The organism is Occallatibacter sp. (assembly GCF_035317045.1).
Lineage (GTDB): Bacteria > Acidobacteriota > Terriglobia > Terriglobales > Acidobacteriaceae > Telmatobacter.
In genome coordinates this window covers 122,453-140,181 of record NZ_DATHHT010000002.1, presented here as the reverse complement: position 1 = coordinate 140,181, position 17,729 = coordinate 122,453, and the positions used below count along the sequence as shown (strand labels likewise).

At 55.4% G+C, this 17,729-nt stretch carries 11 protein-coding genes; 9 read left to right on the top strand and 2 right to left on the bottom strand.

The features are described from left to right. The first annotated feature begins 103 nt into the window (after positions 1 to 103). Together VK574_RS00665 and VK574_RS00660 are read left to right on the top strand one after the other, a co-directional pair. Positions 104 to 3,337 (top strand): PSD1 and planctomycete cytochrome C domain-containing protein, encoded by a 3,234-nt coding sequence (locus tag VK574_RS00665; protein ID WP_472797843.1) that lies wholly within the window; start codon positions 104 to 106, stop codon positions 3,335 to 3,337. A 32-nt stretch (positions 3,338 to 3,369) separates the two neighbouring features. Then, positions 3,370 to 4,815, top strand: a complete 1,446-nt coding sequence (locus VK574_RS00660; protein ID WP_472797842.1) for a DUF1501 domain-containing protein — start codon at positions 3,370 to 3,372, stop codon at positions 4,813 to 4,815. A gap of 511 nt (positions 4,816 to 5,326) precedes the next feature. On the opposite strand, the gene VK574_RS00655 is transcribed toward VK574_RS00660, so the two are convergent. Next, positions 5,327 to 6,235, bottom strand: a complete 909-nt coding sequence (locus VK574_RS00655; RefSeq protein ID WP_472797841.1) for a glyoxalase — start codon at positions 6,233 to 6,235, stop codon at positions 5,327 to 5,329. A gap of 426 nt (positions 6,236 to 6,661) precedes the next feature. Between VK574_RS00655 and VK574_RS00650 the strand changes: the two genes are divergently transcribed. The 7 genes from VK574_RS00650 (at position 6,662) to VK574_RS00620 (ending at position 15,998) form a co-directional block, all read left to right on the top strand. After that, a complete protein-coding gene (locus tag VK574_RS00650) occupies positions 6,662 to 7,354 on the top strand; it encodes a hydrolase (protein ID WP_472797840.1) in 693 nt (230 codons plus the stop codon). Between the two features lie 143 nt (positions 7,355 to 7,497). Further along, positions 7,498 to 8,238 carry a 3-oxoacyl-ACP reductase family protein gene (locus tag VK574_RS00645; protein ID WP_472797838.1) on the top strand — a complete coding sequence of 247 codons (741 nt, stop codon included), beginning with the start codon at positions 7,498 to 7,500 and terminating at the stop codon, positions 8,236 to 8,238. A gap of 72 nt (positions 8,239 to 8,310) precedes the next feature. Beyond that, positions 8,311 to 10,119 carry an amidohydrolase gene (locus VK574_RS00640; protein WP_472797837.1) on the top strand — a complete coding sequence of 603 codons (1,809 nt, stop codon included), beginning with the start codon at positions 8,311 to 8,313 and terminating at the stop codon, positions 10,117 to 10,119. 49 nt (positions 10,120 to 10,168) lie between these two features. Next, the gene (locus VK574_RS00635; RefSeq protein WP_472797836.1) at positions 10,169 to 10,429 is read left to right on the top strand and encodes a DUF1427 family protein; all 261 of its coding nucleotides are present in this window, start codon (positions 10,169 to 10,171) and stop codon (positions 10,427 to 10,429) included. A gap of 9 nt (positions 10,430 to 10,438) precedes the next feature. Beyond that, on the top strand, positions 10,439 to 11,860 hold the full coding sequence (locus VK574_RS00630) for an alginate export family protein (RefSeq protein ID WP_472797834.1): 1,422 nt from the start codon (positions 10,439 to 10,441) through the stop codon (positions 11,858 to 11,860). 13 nt (positions 11,861 to 11,873) lie between these two features. Further along, a complete protein-coding gene (locus tag VK574_RS00625; RefSeq protein ID WP_472797833.1) occupies positions 11,874 to 12,587 on the top strand; it encodes a YoaK family protein in 714 nt (237 codons plus the stop codon). 357 nt (positions 12,588 to 12,944) lie between these two features. Then, the gene (locus VK574_RS00620; RefSeq protein ID WP_472797832.1) at positions 12,945 to 15,998 is read left to right on the top strand and encodes a PAS domain-containing protein; all 3,054 of its coding nucleotides are present in this window, start codon (positions 12,945 to 12,947) and stop codon (positions 15,996 to 15,998) included. Between the two features lie 271 nt (positions 15,999 to 16,269). On the opposite strand, the gene VK574_RS00615 is transcribed toward VK574_RS00620, so the two are convergent. Then, entirely contained in the window at positions 16,270 to 17,451 is a 1,182-nt protein-coding gene (locus VK574_RS00615; RefSeq protein ID WP_472797831.1) for a rhodanese-like domain-containing protein, read from the bottom strand. Positions 17,452 to 17,729: the final 278 nt, after the last annotated feature.

Here is a 17,729-nt window from a genome sequence, read left to right as displayed (position 1 = left end):
AACTTCTTGGGTACAAATCTTCGTGGATCTATCGAGACGAAGCATTTCCCGGCCCCGTACATCACCTGTTATGAGACATCTTCTGGCAGTCGGAAGCACGTGCATGGTTGTGGCTGGCGCAGCCCTGATAGCCGGGATCAATGTGTCAGCATCCGACGAGCCCGGCACAAGTGAGTTTTATACGAAGCGTGTCGTGCCGATCCTGCAAAACAACTGCCTGAAGTGTCACGACGAAACGGCGAAGGGCGGCCTGCAACTTGATGCCTACGCATTGATTCGCAAAGGCGGACAGGACGGTCCGGTCATTGTCCCGGGAGATCCAGAAGCCAGCATGCTGATTCAGGCAATTCGGCGGGCCGGCGATCTGAAGATGCCCCCAAAGTACGCATTGAAAGAAACTGAAGTCGCGGATCTAGAGGCGTGGGTCAAGGCAGGTGCGATGGGTGCAGATCCTGCTCCACAAATGGATGCAAAGTCCGCAACGGCTTCGTCTGATTCTTCACCGAAGGCCTCTGCGCCGATGGGAGGTTCGCCGGCTTCGAAAAATGCTTCTGTTGAAGTCGACGCGGATTTCTTTGAAAACAAGGTCCGCCCGATTTTTGCCAACAGTTGCTACGAATGCCACACGGACCAGTCCTCAGGGGGATTGCGGCTTGATTCCAAGGGTGGATTCGATCAAGGCGGCGGCCGCGGCCCGTTGATCGTCCAAGGAAATCCGGACAAAAGCCTCCTGATTCAAGCTGTCAGACAGACGGGCACGCTCAAGATGCCCAAGGGCGGCAAACTCCGCGAAGACGAAGTGGCCATTCTGGAAGCATGGGTGCAAAAGGGTGCTCCGTGGCCGTCGACTTCTGCTGCTCTGATTACGTCGATCACCGCAAGGACCGGCGCAATCACCGATAAGCAGCGCGCGTTCTGGTCATTTCAGCCGCTCAGGATCGTAACTCCGCCGCAGATCGCTGACCCGCGATTGGCGCACTGGCCTCGCACCGCAATCGATCGCTTCATTCTTGCCGGCGTGCATTCGGCCGGGCTTACACCTGCTCCGCAAACGGATCGCCGCACGCTGATCCGGAGAGCTACCTATGATCTAACAGGCCTGCCGCCAACCCAGGAGGAGGTCGACGCGTTTCTCCGTGACAAGTCAGCGAACGCATGGGAAAAGGTGGTCGATCGTCTTCTCGCTTCTCCCCGCTATGGAGAGCGGTGGGGCCGGCATTGGCTCGACGTGGCCCGCTATGCGGAAGATGATGTGCGTGGCCTCGATCCAAAGCAACGCGGATACATGCCGTTTTCGGGCGCATTTCGCTACCGGGATTGGGTCATCAAGGCCTTCAATACCGACCTTCCCTATGATCGCTTCGTGACCATGCAGCTTGCCGGCGACAAGCTTCCGTTCAAGGATCAGAACGAACACCAGGACAACCTGACCGCCACCACATATCTCGGAGCGGGCCCGTGGGTGTGGGACCAGGCTGAACCGATTCAAGGCCGCGCCGACGAACGCAATGAACGCGTCGACGCGGTTACACGCGGCTTGATGGGGCTCACTGTCGCGTGTGCAAGATGCCACAACCACAAGTACGATCCGATCCCGCAGAAGGATTACTACAAGGTCGTAAGCATCTTTGCCAACTCAACCTACACCGAGTATCCCGTAGTTTCAAGGGTTGCCGCAGATGCCTGGGACAAGAAGAATCTTGAGGCTGCGAAATTGCGAGCGGACTTGAGAGACTACACAGAAGCAGTCGGCAAACAGCTGGGCGAGGCGCTCTCGATTCAAACTTCCGACTACATGACTGCTGCCTGGAATGTTGCGGGAAAGCCAAAGAAGACCGTCGACGAAGTCTCGGCAGGCAAGCATCTTGATCCTGAAGTGTTGCAGCGGTGGGTTGACTACCTTTCCAAGGATCATCCCTATCCGTTCCTCGACGATTGGAAAGCGATGACGGCTTCGCCCGACAGCACCGAAGATCAGGCAAGGGTGCTTGGCGATGCATTCCAGAAGCTCGCCGTCCGCCTAGACCACGAGAACGCGAAGATCGAAGAAGAGAACGATATTGTCCGTGCCAAAAACGGAGTTCCAAAACACCGCTTGCTCGACGCGAAACCAAGTGAGTTTGAAACCTTCGATCAGTTTTGTCCGGGTTGCGAGCTTGAATTGAAAGCGCTGCCGACATTCGAAGGCAAGCTTTATCTCGATCTCTTCGTCACGCAATCAGGGGATATGGAGGAGAAGTTCATCCCCGGCGTGATGTTTTTCACCGGCTGGAGCCTCACGCGACGGCTTGGGCCACAGTGGCAGACTTACATCGAGACTCAGCAAAAACAAATCGCAGCCCTCGAGAAAGACCTGAAGGAAACCGAGTACCCCTACGTTCACGGCATGTCGGATAAGCCGCAGATTGCGGATGTGAAGCTGAATGTTCGCGGCAATCCGCATGCCTTGGGAGAAGTCGCGCCGCGCGGATTCCTCGCTGTTCTGAGCCCTCCCGGAAAACCCTCTTACTCCAATGGAAGCGGACGACTGGAGTTGGCCAATGACATCGCGCAACACCCGATCACCGCGCGCGTCATCGTGAATCGCATCTGGAAGTGGCATTTCGGCACAGGAATTGTGAACACGCCGGACAACTTCGGCATCATGGGTGACAAGCCGTCAAATCCGGATCTTCTGGAGTTTCTGGGGAAAGAATTCGTTGATCACAAGCAATCCGTCAAATGGCTGCAGCGCCAGATTATGCTTTCTGCCGTTTACCAGACCAGTATTGAGGAGTCGCCAGAAGCTCATGAGAAGGACGCGGCCAACCGGCTCTATTCACATTTCAATCGCCAGCGACTCGACGCCGAAGAACTGCGCGACAGCATGCTGTTTGCAGCCAGTGACCTCGATTTAAAGCAGACATCGGGCCCGTCGACCGACTTCTCACCGGAGAACGTGCGTCGCACCGTCTTCTGCAAAGTGAGTCGCTATCGACTGAACAACTATCTGATGGTCTTCGATTTTCCGAATCCGAGCTTCACGTCCGAGCAGCGCTTTTCAAGTAATGTGCCACTTCAGCAACTGCACTTCATGAACAATCCATTTGTGTATAAGCAGGCCGGAGTTCTGGCTGAACGCGTACATAGCGAGTCGACTGAGGAAGCCCGGATCGCCAAGGCCTATCAATATTTGTTCCAGCGAAAGCCCTCGGCAGACGAGGTGCAAGCCGGTCTCAAATTTCTGAGCACCACGCCCGAGAAGCCCGGCTACACCGTCGGAGGAAAACCCGTGACAGGCTGGAGTGAATATGCGCGGGCGCTTTTCAGCTCGAATGAGTTTCAATTTGTGAATTGATCAGACTAATTACCGGCATGAAGGAGTAAGACATGCGACACAAGCCTGCGGCAAACGCGATCACGCGACGCGACGCGCTCAGAACCATGGGTTGTGGCTTTGGCTATCTGAGCCTCGCGAGCCTTGTCGGACAATCATTGGCGCGCGCCGAGAGTTCGCTCGATCATCCCGGATGGATGATTACCGACCAGCCTAAGGCGAAGCACGTCATCTTCCTTTTCATGAACGGGGGCTTATCGCAAGTCGACAGCTTCGATCCTAAGCCGGCGCTTGAGAAGTATCACGGTCAGCCGATGCCAGGCGGCGATCTGCAGCACGAACGCAAGACCGGCAACCTGATGAAGTCGCCATTCAGCTTCAAGAAATACGGACAGAGTGGAATGGAAGTGAGTGAGATTTTTCCTCATCTTGCCGAATGCGTCGACGACATGTGCTTCGTTCGTTCGGTATATACCGAGATTCCGAATCACGAGCCTGCGCTGCTCATGATGAACACCGGCGCCAATTTCGCCGGTCGCCCATCGATGGGATCATGGCTTACTTACGGATTAGGAACCACGAACAAGAATTTGCCCGGCTTCGTGGTGTTGTGCCCCGACGTGCCGACGACAGTTGGTCCTCCGCTGTGGTCTTCGGCGTTTCTCTCTCCCGTGCACCAGGGAACTTACGTCGCCGACGTGATCGATAAATCGGAATTCGATCCACTCAAGCTGATTTCCAACATTCACAACGACCGATTCGATCTGAAGCAACAACAGAAGGAAATCGATCTCGTAAAGCAGCTCGATCAGTTGCAAATGAGATCCACTCCGGGGAGTGCGCATGATCCCCAGCTTGAGGCGACCATTGGCGCGATGGAGACGGCCTTTCGCATGCAGACCGAAGCGCCCGATGTGTTCGATGTGCGCAAGGAATCCGAGGCGACCATCAAGATGTACGGCGAAGGCAGTACTGCACGCGGCTGCCTCACTGCGGCCCGCCTGATCGAACGCGGTGTGCGCATGGTCCAGATCTATTACGCCAAAGGCGATCCGTGGGATCACCACTTCGACATTGAAATGCACCGCAAGACAGGTCGCGACTCCGACCAACCCTTCGCAGCGCTAATCAAGGACCTGAAGGCGCGAGGGCTTCTTGATGAAACCATCATCGTGGCGGGCTCTGAATTTGGGCGCACTCCAGTGGTCGAGGTCGGCAGCGCTTTCATGGGCGGTCAGACACACAATGGTCGAGACCACAATCCGCATGGATTCACAATGTGGCTTGCAGGCGGTGGGTTCAAGCAGGGCTTTTCGTACGGCGCGACCGATGATTTTGGCTGGAAGGCGATCCAGAATCCTGTGCACGTTCACGACATCCACGCAACAATTCTCTATCAACTTGGCATCGATCACACCAAGCTCACCTATCACTACAGCGGACGCGACTATCGTCTGACAGATCTCGCAGGCAACGTAATCCACGATTTGCTAGCCTGATCAAGTCCGGACTCGGGATCCGGCATCAAGATAGTTGCCTTTTTTGAAATGTTCAACAAATCATCGATTCCTGTCGAGTCGCCGCCTATCCGAAAATTGATATGTGGTGAGCGGTCAAGTGTGCTGGTCGTTCTTTTCGAACGAGGACACGGTCGGCAGTAGCCGTGGAATCCGATATTCGGGGGCTTCCATCAGATCTAAAGTGAAACTGCCAAACAGGGAATTATCACCCTGGTATCAGGGAATTGACATTCCATGATACCGGTTCGGAAATGCGACTCTTCACTCACATGGACGGCATTCCACGGGATAGTCGGCTACATCGAAGAAGTCGGCGCTTTGCAAATGCACATCCCGTTGTGGATCGCGGGCAGTGATGCAGCCAACTTCAAGTCGCCTCGAAGCGCAACTCGGGGTCGGCTTCGTCCTGCGTAAAGACGTCAGAAACCATGGTGAACTGGCCCATTTCACGGGAAACGACCTGATTCGCCAGTCTCTTGAACAGCGAACACTACCTATTTATCTCGTGAATCTCTGCAACGTATCCGCCGGGGAATTCGACGATTGCAGCAGTCCGCCCACTCGATGAATATGGCTGAACAAGAATGCTGACGCCCAGCGACGCAGCCTTCGCGAGCGTATCGGAAAGACTCGAAACCTCGTAGCCAGTTAGCTCCCGTCCATAAGGGTACGGGAGATGACCATCCGTAACAAAAACAGTGAGCTTGCCGAAAAGAGATTCGACGCGGACGCGCCGGAATGCGTCACCTGGTCGGCCAATCTCAATCCCGGGCGCGTGAGGATCATCAGAAACGATCTTGCCATGAGAGAAGGTCAGGAAACCTCGAAGGAAGTCGTTGACACGAACGGACGAAACATAGACGCGGTTCTCGGGAATCGTCTGAAATGCCACGTATGAAGGTTTAGTTGTGTGCCAGTAAAGCTGCATGTCGATTCCGCCTGGCCACTGAATGACTGCATCGCTTCCAATCGGATCAGGAAACAGCGCCACCAGGACATCCGCACCCGCAGACTTTGCGGAAACGATAGCCCTATCGAGGTCGGTGACAAGATAGCCAGTCCTTTCAGCACCGAAGGGATACGGAACGGGAGTCTTGAATCCAAACAGCGACACTGTGCCTACGGGAGTCTGCAGAAGCTGGGAGCTTGTACTGCTCGGAGTCGGAGTGACGGTGACCACGACTTGCTTTGTGGTGGTGCCTCCAAACGTACCAAGAAAGGCTTTCACGAAGGCGTCAACATTTTCTGGCGCGACATAGACGTGCGTTGTATCGTACTGCGGACCGACAGCGACAGTGGGCGCCGCTTTCACAGAGCGCGTCTCCGCCAGACTGCCTGAAACGCCGAAGGTCAAAATCGCCACCGTGCCAAGACGAAACGCAGAATGAAGTGCTCGCATAAGGTAGTACCCTCCTCACAATTCTGTGGTCCGGCTTCCGGAATCAAAGATAGTGCCCGCGGCGTTCTACCAACAATCCAAAGCGAGAGCGACAGCACTTCACCCTCTTTGGGGCAGACATATTCCCAAGCTATGACCTAGAACATTCTTCCAAACTCGCGTCCAGATGTAATTACCAGAAACATGTAATTTCAATGCTGTTTTCCTCTTGCTACTATCGCATTCGTTGACGGCAGGTCGTCGATCCAAATGCACAGTATCGATCGGCATTCCTTTGATGTGAACGTCAGAACCTGACTTAACGGGTCACTTATTGAGTAAGGGACTCTTGACTCGATTTGGCGCAACTACCACTCGGGTTTGGACTCAGCTGACGCAAAAGCCGGCGAGCCACTCTCAGTAATACGCAAAAGAACCGGAGGATACATGAAACTGGAACCAAGAAGCGAAAAGGGGCTGCTGACGCCAGATAACTGTGTCATCACCCTCATTGACCATCAGCCGCAAATGCTGTTTGGCGTCACCAGCATCGACAGACAGTCGCTCATCAACAACGTTGTCGGCTTCGCGAAGGCCGCAAAGATCTTCGATGTTCCCCTGATCCTGAGCACGGTCGAAACGAAGTCGTTCAGCGGAAACCTTTGGCCTCAATTGCAGGCAATTTATCCCGATCAAAAGCCGATTGAGCGCAGCAGCATGAACTCGTGGGACGACGAGAAATTCGTGGCTGCGGTGAAGAAGACGGGGCGCAAGAAGATTGTGCTCGCTGGTCTTTGGACGGAAGTCTGCGTCGCATTCCCCGGGATTCAGGCGATCCACGATGGCTATGAAGTCTATGTCGTCGAGGACCTCTGCGGCGACCTGGATGAAAAGTCGCATCAGACGGCGATGAGACGCGTCGAGCAGGCCGGAGCGAAGCCGGTTACGTGGATTCAGGTGATGCTCGAGTGGCAGCGCGACTGGGCAAAGAGAGATACGTATGACGCAGTGATGGATGTCGTGAAGCACCATGCCGGCGGCTACGGCATGGGCGTCGAGTACGCCTACACGATGGTCCACGGCGCCCCGCCCACGGTTCATCCAGGCTGGGAAGTTCCAGCGGAACTGGTTCACGGCTAGGGCACTCAAGGACGGGGCCGGTTGATCGGGCGGCCCTCAACACTCGACGAGACCAACATCTCATTCGATGGCCGCGGAGCCAAATTGGATATTGCGTAACGATTGCTCCGGAAATTACAGGGAACGGCCAGGAGGAGACGAAGATGGCTGCACTCAGTGGGAAGTCGGCACTGGTTACGGGTGGTTCTCGTGGCATTGGCGCGGCTATTGCAAAGCGGCTGGCGAAAGAAGGAGCGGACGTCGCCATCACCTACAGTTCTTCGCAGCAACGTGCACAGCAGGTCGTCGACGAGAATCTTAACGGAGGCCGCAGGGCTGTCGCGATCAAGGCGGATGCTGCGGATCAGGTCGCAGTGCGCGCGGCTGTGCAGCAAGTGGCACAGGAGTTTGGCAAGATCGACATCCTGGTGAACAACGCGGGGTTGCTCGCCTTCGGGCCGATTACAGACTTTCCGGTCAACGACTTCGAGAAGGTGCTTTCGGTGAATGTGCGAAGTGTCTTCACAGCAACCCAGGAGTCAGTGCGGCATATGCCGGATGGGGGAAGAATCATCACAATTGGTGCGGTGAATTGCGAAACAGTGCCCGTCCCGGGGGCGTCAGTTTACGCGCTGACCAAGGGAGCGGTTGCCAGCTTCACGAAGGGACTTGCGCGCGATCTGGGTGGTCGAAAGATCACAGTGAATAACATTCTGCCGGGACCAGTAGATACCGAGGCGAATCCGGCCAGCGGCCCGTTTGCGGACACCATGCTTGGGTTTATGGCTGTAAAGCGCTATGGCCACGCGGATGAGGTCGCCGCAATGGCAGCATACCTGGCCGGTCCCGAGGCGGGATATATTACCGGCGCTTCACTGCTGATTGACGGCGGATTTGCGGCGTGATAGCAGGACCGCACAATTGGCTAGGGAGTTCAAGCATAGCGCCGGCGAAACGGCAGGCTAGCGGAGGCATTAATGAGAAATCTCAGAATCTTTCATAACGGTAAGATTGCGACCAATTCAAAGCCTTATTTCGCCGAGGCCATGGCCGTTGAGAACGGGAAGATCTCTTCGGTGGGACGAAACTCCGAAATTCTTCGTTTGAAGAAACCCGACACAGAGACCATTGACTTGCGCGGCCAAACGGTCATTCCCGGGTTGAACGACTCGCACCTTCACATCATTCGGGGCGGGCTCCACTACAACCTGGAACTTCGTTGGGACGGAGTACCCTCTTTGGCCGATGCGCTGCGCATGCTCAAAGAGCAGGCGGCGCGCACTCCTGCCCCGCAGTGGGTGCGGGTGGTAGGCGGATGGAACGAATTTCAGTTTGCTGAGCGTCGTATGCCGACACTTGACGAAATCAATGCGGTGGCGCCCGAGACGCCGGTCTTTGTCTTGCACCTTTATGATCGCGCGTTCCTAAACGCGGCTGCTTTACGTGCCGTGGGATATACGAAGGACAGCCCCAATCCTCCGGGCGGAGAGATACAACGCGACAAGCAAGGGAATCCGACTGGCATGCTGATCGCGCGGCCAAACGCGGGAATACTCTACTCCACGCTCGCAAAGGGGCCGCTGCTGTCGTTTGAGGATCAGCTTGTCTCGACACGGCACTTCATGCGTGAGATGAACCGCCTTGGCGTGACCAGCGCAATTGATGCAGGAGGAGGATTTCAAAATTATCCCGACGACTATGGCGTGATCACCGAACTGCATGACCGTAACCAAATGACTGTGAGGGTTGCCTATAACCTTTTCACACAACGCCCCAAGCATGAACTCGAGGACTTCAAACGATGGACTGGCAGCACAATACTCCACCAGGGAGACAGCACTCTCCGTCTCAATGGAGCCGGCGAAATGCTTGTGTTCTCGGCCGCGGACTTCGAAGACTTTCTGGAGCCGAGACCAGACCTGGGCGGAGTGTTGGAAGGCGAACTCGATGCAGTGATTCGTCATCTCGCTGCAGCTCGCTGGCCTTTTCGCCTCCACGCGACCTATAACGAATCGATAGAACGCTTTCTCAATGTTTTTGAAAAGGTAAACCGCGATATTCCGTTCAAGGGACTCCACTGGTTCTTCGATCACGCGGAAACAATCAGCGATCGAAATATAGAGCGAGTGGTTGCGCTGGGCGGTGGCATTGCGGTGCAACATCGCATGGCATACCAGGGCGAGTATTTTGTGAACCGCTACGGTGCGGATGCAGCGCGCAAGACGCCGCCAGTGCGGCGAATGCTGGACCTGGGATGCCCCGTGGGTGCCGGAACCGATGCGACCCGCGTCGCCAGCTTTAATCCATTCGTGTCCCTCTACTGGCTCGTAACGGGAAAGACTGTTGGAGGACTGGAACTCTACCCGGAGAACAATCGGCTGACGCGAGAGGAGGCGCTGCGGCTTTACACGCAAGGCAGCAGTTGGTTTTCTACCGAAGATGGCGCGAAGGGCGGACTCTCCGAAGGCCAGATGGCCGACTTCGCCGTGCTGACCAACGACTTCTTCAAGATCCCGGCCGAGGAGATCAAATACCTCGAGTCGCAACTGACAGTAGTGGGAGGAGAAATTGTTCACGCGAGCCACGACTTTCAGTCACTTGCTCCGCCGCCGCTGCCGGCAGCGCTGGACTGGGCTCCAACCGCGCACTACGGAGGCTATCACCAGGTAGAGGCGGCCACCGCCGGGTCGCTTATTCATCGCTGCGAAGGACACTCGCACGTGCCGGGCCGGCACAAGTTAGGTGAAGCAATCTGGGGCCTGGGATGCGACTGTTTCGCGTTCTGACCTCATGCATCTCGGGAGCCGCAGTTCCCAAAAATGGAGGAAGAGTTCAATGAAAGGTCTGCTCATATCATTTGCGGTCGGAGCATTTGTTGGCCTGCTGTATGGAGTTATTAAAGTGAAAAGCCCAGCACCACCCATCATTGCCCTGCTGGGACTGCTCGGAATGGTGATAGGAGAGCAGGTTGGTGGTTGGGTTCACACCAGGAACACAAATGTGGCTCACGCTGCGGCGGCATGCCTTTCCGGCAAGCGCTGGGACACCGCTATCAAGGCGGAAGAGCAGGTTTCCGGTTTATCCCGAGCTAAGTGAGAAGTTGTTTTGACCAAGTCTCTTTGTGCTACAGCCATCATTCTGTTGGTCGGGCCAGCGCTCATTGCGCTGCGAGGGCAGCAGAATGTGCCGGCATCTGCCCCTGATTGTGGCTACAAGCTACTTCGATCGGACGAAGATTGGAGCGTTCTACGCGATAAGAAACTGCGCTGCGACTTCTGGGATCCAATCAAGTACATTCCGCTCCGGAAGACGGACCGGAATTGGTTCGTAACGTTCGGCGGCGAAGCACGCGAGACGTGGGAGCAGATCGGGAACGACAACTGGGGCCAGTCGCCCATCATGAACGGATATCTGAATGAGAGATACATGGCCTATGCCGACGTTCATTACGGACCCCATGTCAGGACCTTCCTTGAACTGAAGAGCGGCATTAGTTCTTATCGTACTGGTGGGCCGCGTCCGATCGACGAGAAGCGGCTGGACTTTCAGTCAGGGTTTCTGGAGGGTGGCGCTGCGACTTCGTGGGGATCGGTGCATGTGAGAGCTGGCAGACAGGAACTGGAGTACGGCTCGGGTCGGCTTATGGATGTACGCGAAGGCCCCAACGTGAGGCTCAGCTTCGACGGGTTCCTGGTACGTACCAAGACCCATGCCTGGCAAGTGGATGGGTTTGCGATGAGGCCCGACGAAGATAAAGCAGGCTTCTTCGACAACGCTCCAGATCACGCCGTAGGCTTCTGGGGCGCATATGCAACCGGTCACATTCCTGACAAAATGCAGCTGGATCTTTACTACCTGGGCCAGGATCGGAAAGAGGGCGCTTATGAGAGGGGAACGGCACATGAACTCCGCCACTCACTAGGCGTGAGAGTATCGAGGCCTGTCGCCAGCGAACGCCCGGGCTGGGATTTCGACGATGAAGCACTTTGGCAGTTTGGCAGCTTCGGCGCGGCAGACATCCGCGCCTGGACCGTCGCAACGGAGACGGGCTATAGGATTCCGACAATTCCGTTGAAGCCGCGATTCAGCCTAAAAGCGGACATCTCGAGCGGAGATCATCCAGCGAAGAACGCGCTCGGCACTTTCAATCCGCTTTACCCCAAAGGCAACTACTTCGGCGTTCTGGCGACAACAGGTCCAGGACCAATCAACTTCATTGACGTACATCCTCACGTAGAAGCGTCTGCTCCCGGCAATGTCTCTCTGTCTTTTGACTGGATCTTCCAATGGAGACAGAGCCTGGACGACGGCGTCTATGCCGTACCCGGATTTCTCATCAGAGCTTCGGACGGTAGTCGCGCCCGATTTGTTGGAAACAGACCTGGCACTGAAATCCGATGGCAGGCGAACCGTCACCTGTGGTTCCAGGGAGACTACGGCATCTTCTATGCAGGCCGTTTCCTAAGGGAGACACAACCCGGCCGCAATCTGAACTACTGGGCGTTTTGGACCGGCTATAAGTTTTGAAAACAGGACCTTGATGGATTCCCTCACAAATAGCGAACGCGTCCTGTATGGGTCTCTCTATTGCCTGACGTTCGTGACCGGCTTGGTCGATGCCGGGAGCTGGATAGCAATGGGCCATGTATTCACCGCCAACATGACTGGCAATATCGTCTTTCTGGGCTTTGCATTTGGCGGAGTGTCAGGCTTATCGATCGGGCGATCTTCCAGCGCGCTTGGTTTCGCGCTTCTGGGCGGGTTCCTTGCCGGAAAGCTCGACTCTTTGCTCGGGAGACAACGGCGCAATATATGGCTTGCTGCTGCGCTTGGGATCGAGACATTGTTTCTATTAGGCGCAATGACGGTCTCGTGGTACTTCGAAGCGCGGCGAGGACAGATCTCCGCGGCACTCTACGTGATGATCGCTTTGACTGCACTGGGAATGGGGATGCGCAACGGTACGGTCAGGCGGCTCGCAGTGCCAGAACTGACGACAACTGTACTTACGCTTACGGTTGCGGCACTGGCCTTCGACTTTTCACTCACGCCAGGCAACAATCCCCGGTGGCGCCGGCGCGTCGGCTCAGTGTTGATGATGTTTTCCGGGGCATTTGTCGGCGTTCAATTGTTGAAGCACTCTCTGGCCCTCCTGCTCGGTGCCTCGGCCGTTCTGACTGCGCTCTGTACCCTGGCCCAGATTTACCGCGAGGAAACGAAGCACGAGGCAGAATTGCGCGCTTCGCAACGCTGACCTTTCAGTGGATAGATTCTCAGCGAATGATTGAGGTCCAAAGAGCCACGGGAACTGCTTTCGCCCGGGTCCGCAAATTCTCAACCTGGCACGACAATCGGAATGAATTCGGCACTAATGATTCTGGACGGAGATGCTCTAGTCGAATTGATCCGGTTCAGTGTGTGTCTAGTTGAGTTTGCCCCTAGGCTCTGCGATGCCGTAATCTCACTCGGATTGTTGGAGATATGGATCACCGCGGCATCGCAGCTTGAGGCCGCGCTCTTTTGCGGCTCACCTCGAAGTCGCGGTGGCTTTTCTGCCCTTGACATTTTGGGGTCCGGAGAATACTAGGAAGAGCTGTCTGGACGGTTTACCATGTCCACCATGGCGAAAGACGACCCAATCCCGGTCGACGATCAGGGGCTATTTTTTCGCCAGATTGTCGACTCGTCGCCCGCGCTGATCCACACCGCCCGACCGGATGGCTACCTTGATTTCTTCAATCCGGCGTGGCTCAACTTCATAGGGCAGCCGCTCGAGAAGGTGTTGGGATGGCAATGGACTTCCTTTATTCATCCGGAAGATGTCGAAGCTTTTGTACAGAGATGGCGGGAGTCGATCTCGACAGGAGAGGGCTTTGAGGGCACGGCGCGAGTGCGACGGGCTGACGGGGAATATCGCTGGATGCTGCACCACAAACTCGCGATGCGAGGGGATCGTGGAGAAATTATCAAGTGGCACGGATCAAGTGTCGACATTGATGGCCAGAAAAGAGCCGAGGAACAACTCCTGGAGAGCACTCAGGAGTTGCAGAGGAGCGAAGCCTACCTGGCCGAAGCCCAAAGACTCAGTCACACCGGCAGCTTTGGGTGGGGTCCCGACACGGGAGAGATTGTCTGGTCAGACGAAACCTATCGCATCTTCGAGTTTGATTGTGGCGCGAAGCCGACCTTGAATATGCTGACGGAGCGTCTTCATCCACAAGATCGGGCCCTCTTTCAACAGGTCGTCGATCGCGCATCCCAGACAGCCCGTGGCTTCGAGCATGAGTATCGCTTGCTACTGCCTGACGGGCGAGTCAAGTACGTCCACGCGATAGCTCACGTTTTAAGGGATGAATCTGGCAATCGCGAGTTTATCGGTGCGGTTACCGACATCACCGAGCGCAAGACGGCGGAAGAGAAGATCCTCTACAACGAGAGAGAGCTTCGGACCCTCATTGATGTAATGCCCGCCTACGTGGGGACCTGCTTGCCCGATGGGACAGCTGATTTTCTGAGCCAGAGCTGGTTGGAGTACTCCGGCCAGACGAGAGAAGAGGCAATGGGATGGGGCTGGGCGGGTGCGCTCCATCCTGACGACGCTGACAGAGTGTCGGCAAACTGGCGGGCGGGATTGGACTCAGGAGAACCTGTTGAGATGGAGTTTCGTTGCCGGCGGGCGGATGGAACCTATCGCTGGTTCCTGGATCGCAATCTCCCTCTCCGCAATGATGAAGGGAAAATCGTTAAGTGGTACGGGATTCTTTTCGATATCGACGCATTGAAGAAGACCGAAAGTGCTCTTCAGATGCGAGAACATGAACTCCTTAGCATTATCGAAACAATTCCCTCAAATCTTTGGTCATTGTGGCCGAACGGAGAACCCAGTCATCTATCTAAAAGATTCCTTGATTATTTTGGGGTTCCCTTCGAGGAGTTCCTTAATTGGGGGTGGATGAGAATCATTCATCCCGATGATCAAGAGGAGACTGGGAAGGCATTCGCCTGTGCGCTCGAAACCGGAGGATTATTCAACGTAATAAACCGCTGGCGACGCGCAGATGGAGTGTACCGGTGGCATCACACGATGGGCGAACCTTTGCGCGATTCCGACGGCAAGATCATTCAATGGTACGGCCTCTCGGTGGACATCGATGATCGGAAGCGAGCAGAGGAAACACTCCGGAGGAGCGAGAGAGAGCTTCGGACCCTCATTGATGTAATGCCCGCAATCGTAGGAATCTCTTCGCCAGACGGAAAATTGGGTTTTCTGAGCCAGAGTTGGTTGGACTATTCCGGTCAGACGACAGAAGAGGCGCTGGGAGGAGGCTGGGCGAGTGTGATCCATCCCGACGACATCGATCGAGTGTTGGCAAACCGGCAGGCAGGATTGGCCTCAGCAGAACCTGTTGAGCAGGAGCTACGTTGCCGTGGTGCCGACGGAGTCTACCACTGGTTCTTGAACCGTAGCCTCCCTCTTCGAGATGACGAAGGGAAGATCGTTAAATGGTACGGATTTCTCTTCGATATCGACGTTTTGAAGAGGACTCAAAGTGCTCTTCAGATGCGAGAGCATGAACTTCTTGGCATCATCGAAACCATTCCCTCAATGCTCTGGTCAGTGTCGCCGGCTGGGGAAACAACCCATCTCTCTCAAAGATTCCTTGATTATTTTGGAGTTCGCTTCGAAGAAATAATTAGTCGCGGGTGGGAGAGCTTCATTCATCTTGATGATCGAGAGGAGACCGTGAAGGCATTCGCCCGGGCAATCAGCACCGGGGAGTCATATAGAGCAATACACCGCTTGCGACGCGCAGATGGAGAGTACCGATGGTATCAATCGATGGGCGAACCTTTGCGTGATCCCCAGGGCAAGATCATACAGTGGTATGGCCTCTCAATGGACATCGATGATCGGAAACGGGCGGAAGACCACCTTCGCGACACGCGTGACAAGCTCGCGAAAGCTTCGCGGTTGGCGACCGTCGCTGAACTTGCGGGCTCGATCGCTCACGAACTGAACCAGCCACTCATGTCGATACTTGCAAACGCGCAGGCGGCGAAGAGGTGGTTGAAGGCAGCTCCGTCGAATGTGACGGAGGTAGATTCGTCGATTGAACGGACTATACGAGATGCCCGCGCGGCTGACGAGACAATGCAACATATTCGAGCACTCTTCAAGCAGGAGTCCTTCGTCAAGCAAGATGTCAGGATTCCGGACATACTCAATGAAGTTGTCCGAATTGTGCAAGAGGACCCGAAAAAGCGCGCCGTACCCGTCGAGTGCCACTTCGACGAGTGTCTCCCTCCGGTTCCTGTCGATCAAATTCAGGTTCAGCAAGTCTTCATTAATCTGATCGTGAATGCCATCGAGGCCTTGGAAGGACAACAGGTGGCCCCGCTGGTAACGCTCCGAGCGGCTGTTACAGATTCAGACAGGATGCTGGTCCAAGTGATCGATAACGGGCCGGGAGTCCATGATCTGGAGCAAATCTTTGACGCCTTTATGACGACAAAGGAGAAAGGCATGGGTATAGGCTTGGCCGTGTCACGCTCCATCGTTGAAGCCCATGGGGGCCGCCTTTGGGCGGAGAATAACCAAACTGGCGGTGCAGTCTTCACCGTGGCTTTGCCACTGTCTCATGCCGGTCTCGCGACGAGGGCCTAGCGCGTCATGGATTTGTTTTTGATCTTACTCAACGAGTGCACATCAAGACGTGCATCAGGTGGTCTGAACACCGGCGGCGAGTCAATACAAGACACCCAGCTTTCGATGAATGTGTGCACCAGGCGGACTATTGCCAGTTCCGAAGCCTCCGTTGCCTCCCCTGGAAATACGTATTCGAACTTCATCATTGGGATACAACTGATCCAATAACAGTGTCCTGGCCAATCCGGCGGAAGGGCCGTGACTCTCAATCAGGCGCACTTGCTTGGCCCTACGGCGGCGTTCCATGCAGATCCTGCGCGATCTTTAGCGGTTTTTCTATGTCACTCTTCTTAAGCAATGGCAAGTCGGCATCATGCGAGTTTTGAATGCGCTCCTTTACGCGTTTCAATACCCGGTCAATATCGGCGACACTCCTGTTAAGCAGCCGGGCTACATGCATCCGTGAATGTCGAAGAACCTCCCGTAGCGCGAACACTTCATGTTCTGTGTCCGACAACATAGGTGGGTTGCGGATGGCCGGATAGCCTCGACTGAGCCACGCCCCAAAGCCCCCGGATAGCGGCCGAACTTTTTCAAATCCCCTGCGACGCAGCGCCAGGGCAACCCGGGCACTAGTTGAGTCTTTGGAAGACGCACCATAGAGGATCACCTCTCTATCGGTCCTCAGATCTACGCCTCGGTATCGCTTGATGTACCACTCGAGTCGGCGTGGATCCATTCGAATGGACCCTGGAATCGCCAGTGCCTCGCTGGTCGGTTTGTCCCTGCCTTGCAAATCCAGTAGGAGTATTTGATCGCCTATCTTTAGCTTGTCATTGAGTTCCTCAGGAGAGATCTGTGCGAGCCTGAATTCGTAAAGGAAGCGATACCAGCGAAATAGCCTAAGGACAAGGACACATCCAAGTGCAGCTATTGCTGCAAACCCCAAGATCTCTCCAGTCCTCCGAGAATCGGCAGCGATTCGATCAAGCTGATTGTGCAGCTCGTAGCCTGCAATCATGTATGCGGATGACCAAGCCAATGCTCCGAGCCCGTCAAAGATCACGAACTGACTCCAGCTTATGCCGCAGATGCCCGATAACGGAGAGGCAACGGCATCGAGCCCAAAGACGAACTTCGAAATGAGAAGCGACTTCGGAGCCCGGTTTGAGAAGTTTTTCACCAGTGTCTCGACGCATGAGTGGGGATCTTGGGAGGCACGGCAAAAGAAATGCAATGTTTTTGTTCCCCACCGTCGCCCGGCTTCATACCAGGCAAGATCCGTCAGAATAAACGCCGCCACTGAGCACGCGAGAATCGCCACAGGATTTAGCCTCCCCTGGCCAGCAAGTGCACCCGCGGCGAGCAACAACAAGTTCGCCGGTACAGGCAAACAAGCCTGGCGACCGGCCACGGATGCGAACAATACCCAGTAGCCGTGTCTTTCCAGAAGCTCAATGAACTGGTTCATACGCACTCCAACATTTCTGCTACTTGAGCACACTTCGAGTTCGAGTGACGCGAACCCGTTCCTCTTAGTCAAGACCCAGTGAGTAACAAGCCCATTGCATGAGGTAGTCGGGTGCAGATCCCATGCCACACCATGCGAACGTTTGACGTCCGGGAGCTCGCGCTCTTTGCTTGAAACGTGGCCGCGGTCGGAAAGTGGATGCTGCTCAGCTCGGAGATCAGGTTTCGATGCATGGTCATCCTACGACTGCATTGGGATCGAGAACATTACATCTTCCT

Coding starts and splice junctions, on each gene's coding strand:
- VK574_RS00665 (WP_472797843.1), top strand. CDS start 104: ATGGTTGTGGCTGGCGCAGCCCTGATAGCCGGGATCAATGTGTCAGCA.
- VK574_RS00660 (WP_472797842.1), top strand. CDS start 3,370: ATGCGACACAAGCCTGCGGCAAACGCGATCACGCGACGCGACGCGCTC.
- VK574_RS00655 (WP_472797841.1), bottom strand. CDS start 6,235: ATGCGAGCACTTCATTCTGCGTTTCGTCTTGGCACGGTGGCGATTTTG.
- VK574_RS00650 (WP_472797840.1), top strand. CDS start 6,662: ATGAAACTGGAACCAAGAAGCGAAAAGGGGCTGCTGACGCCAGATAAC.
- VK574_RS00645 (WP_472797838.1), top strand. CDS start 7,498: ATGGCTGCACTCAGTGGGAAGTCGGCACTGGTTACGGGTGGTTCTCGT.
- VK574_RS00640 (WP_472797837.1), top strand. CDS start 8,311: ATGAGAAATCTCAGAATCTTTCATAACGGTAAGATTGCGACCAATTCA.
- VK574_RS00635 (WP_472797836.1), top strand. CDS start 10,169: ATGAAAGGTCTGCTCATATCATTTGCGGTCGGAGCATTTGTTGGCCTG.
- VK574_RS00625 (WP_472797833.1), top strand. CDS start 11,874: ATGGATTCCCTCACAAATAGCGAACGCGTCCTGTATGGGTCTCTCTAT.
- VK574_RS00620 (WP_472797832.1), top strand. CDS start 12,945: ATGTCCACCATGGCGAAAGACGACCCAATCCCGGTCGACGATCAGGGG.
- VK574_RS00615 (WP_472797831.1), bottom strand. CDS start 17,451: ATGAACCAGTTCATTGAGCTTCTGGAAAGACACGGCTACTGGGTATTG.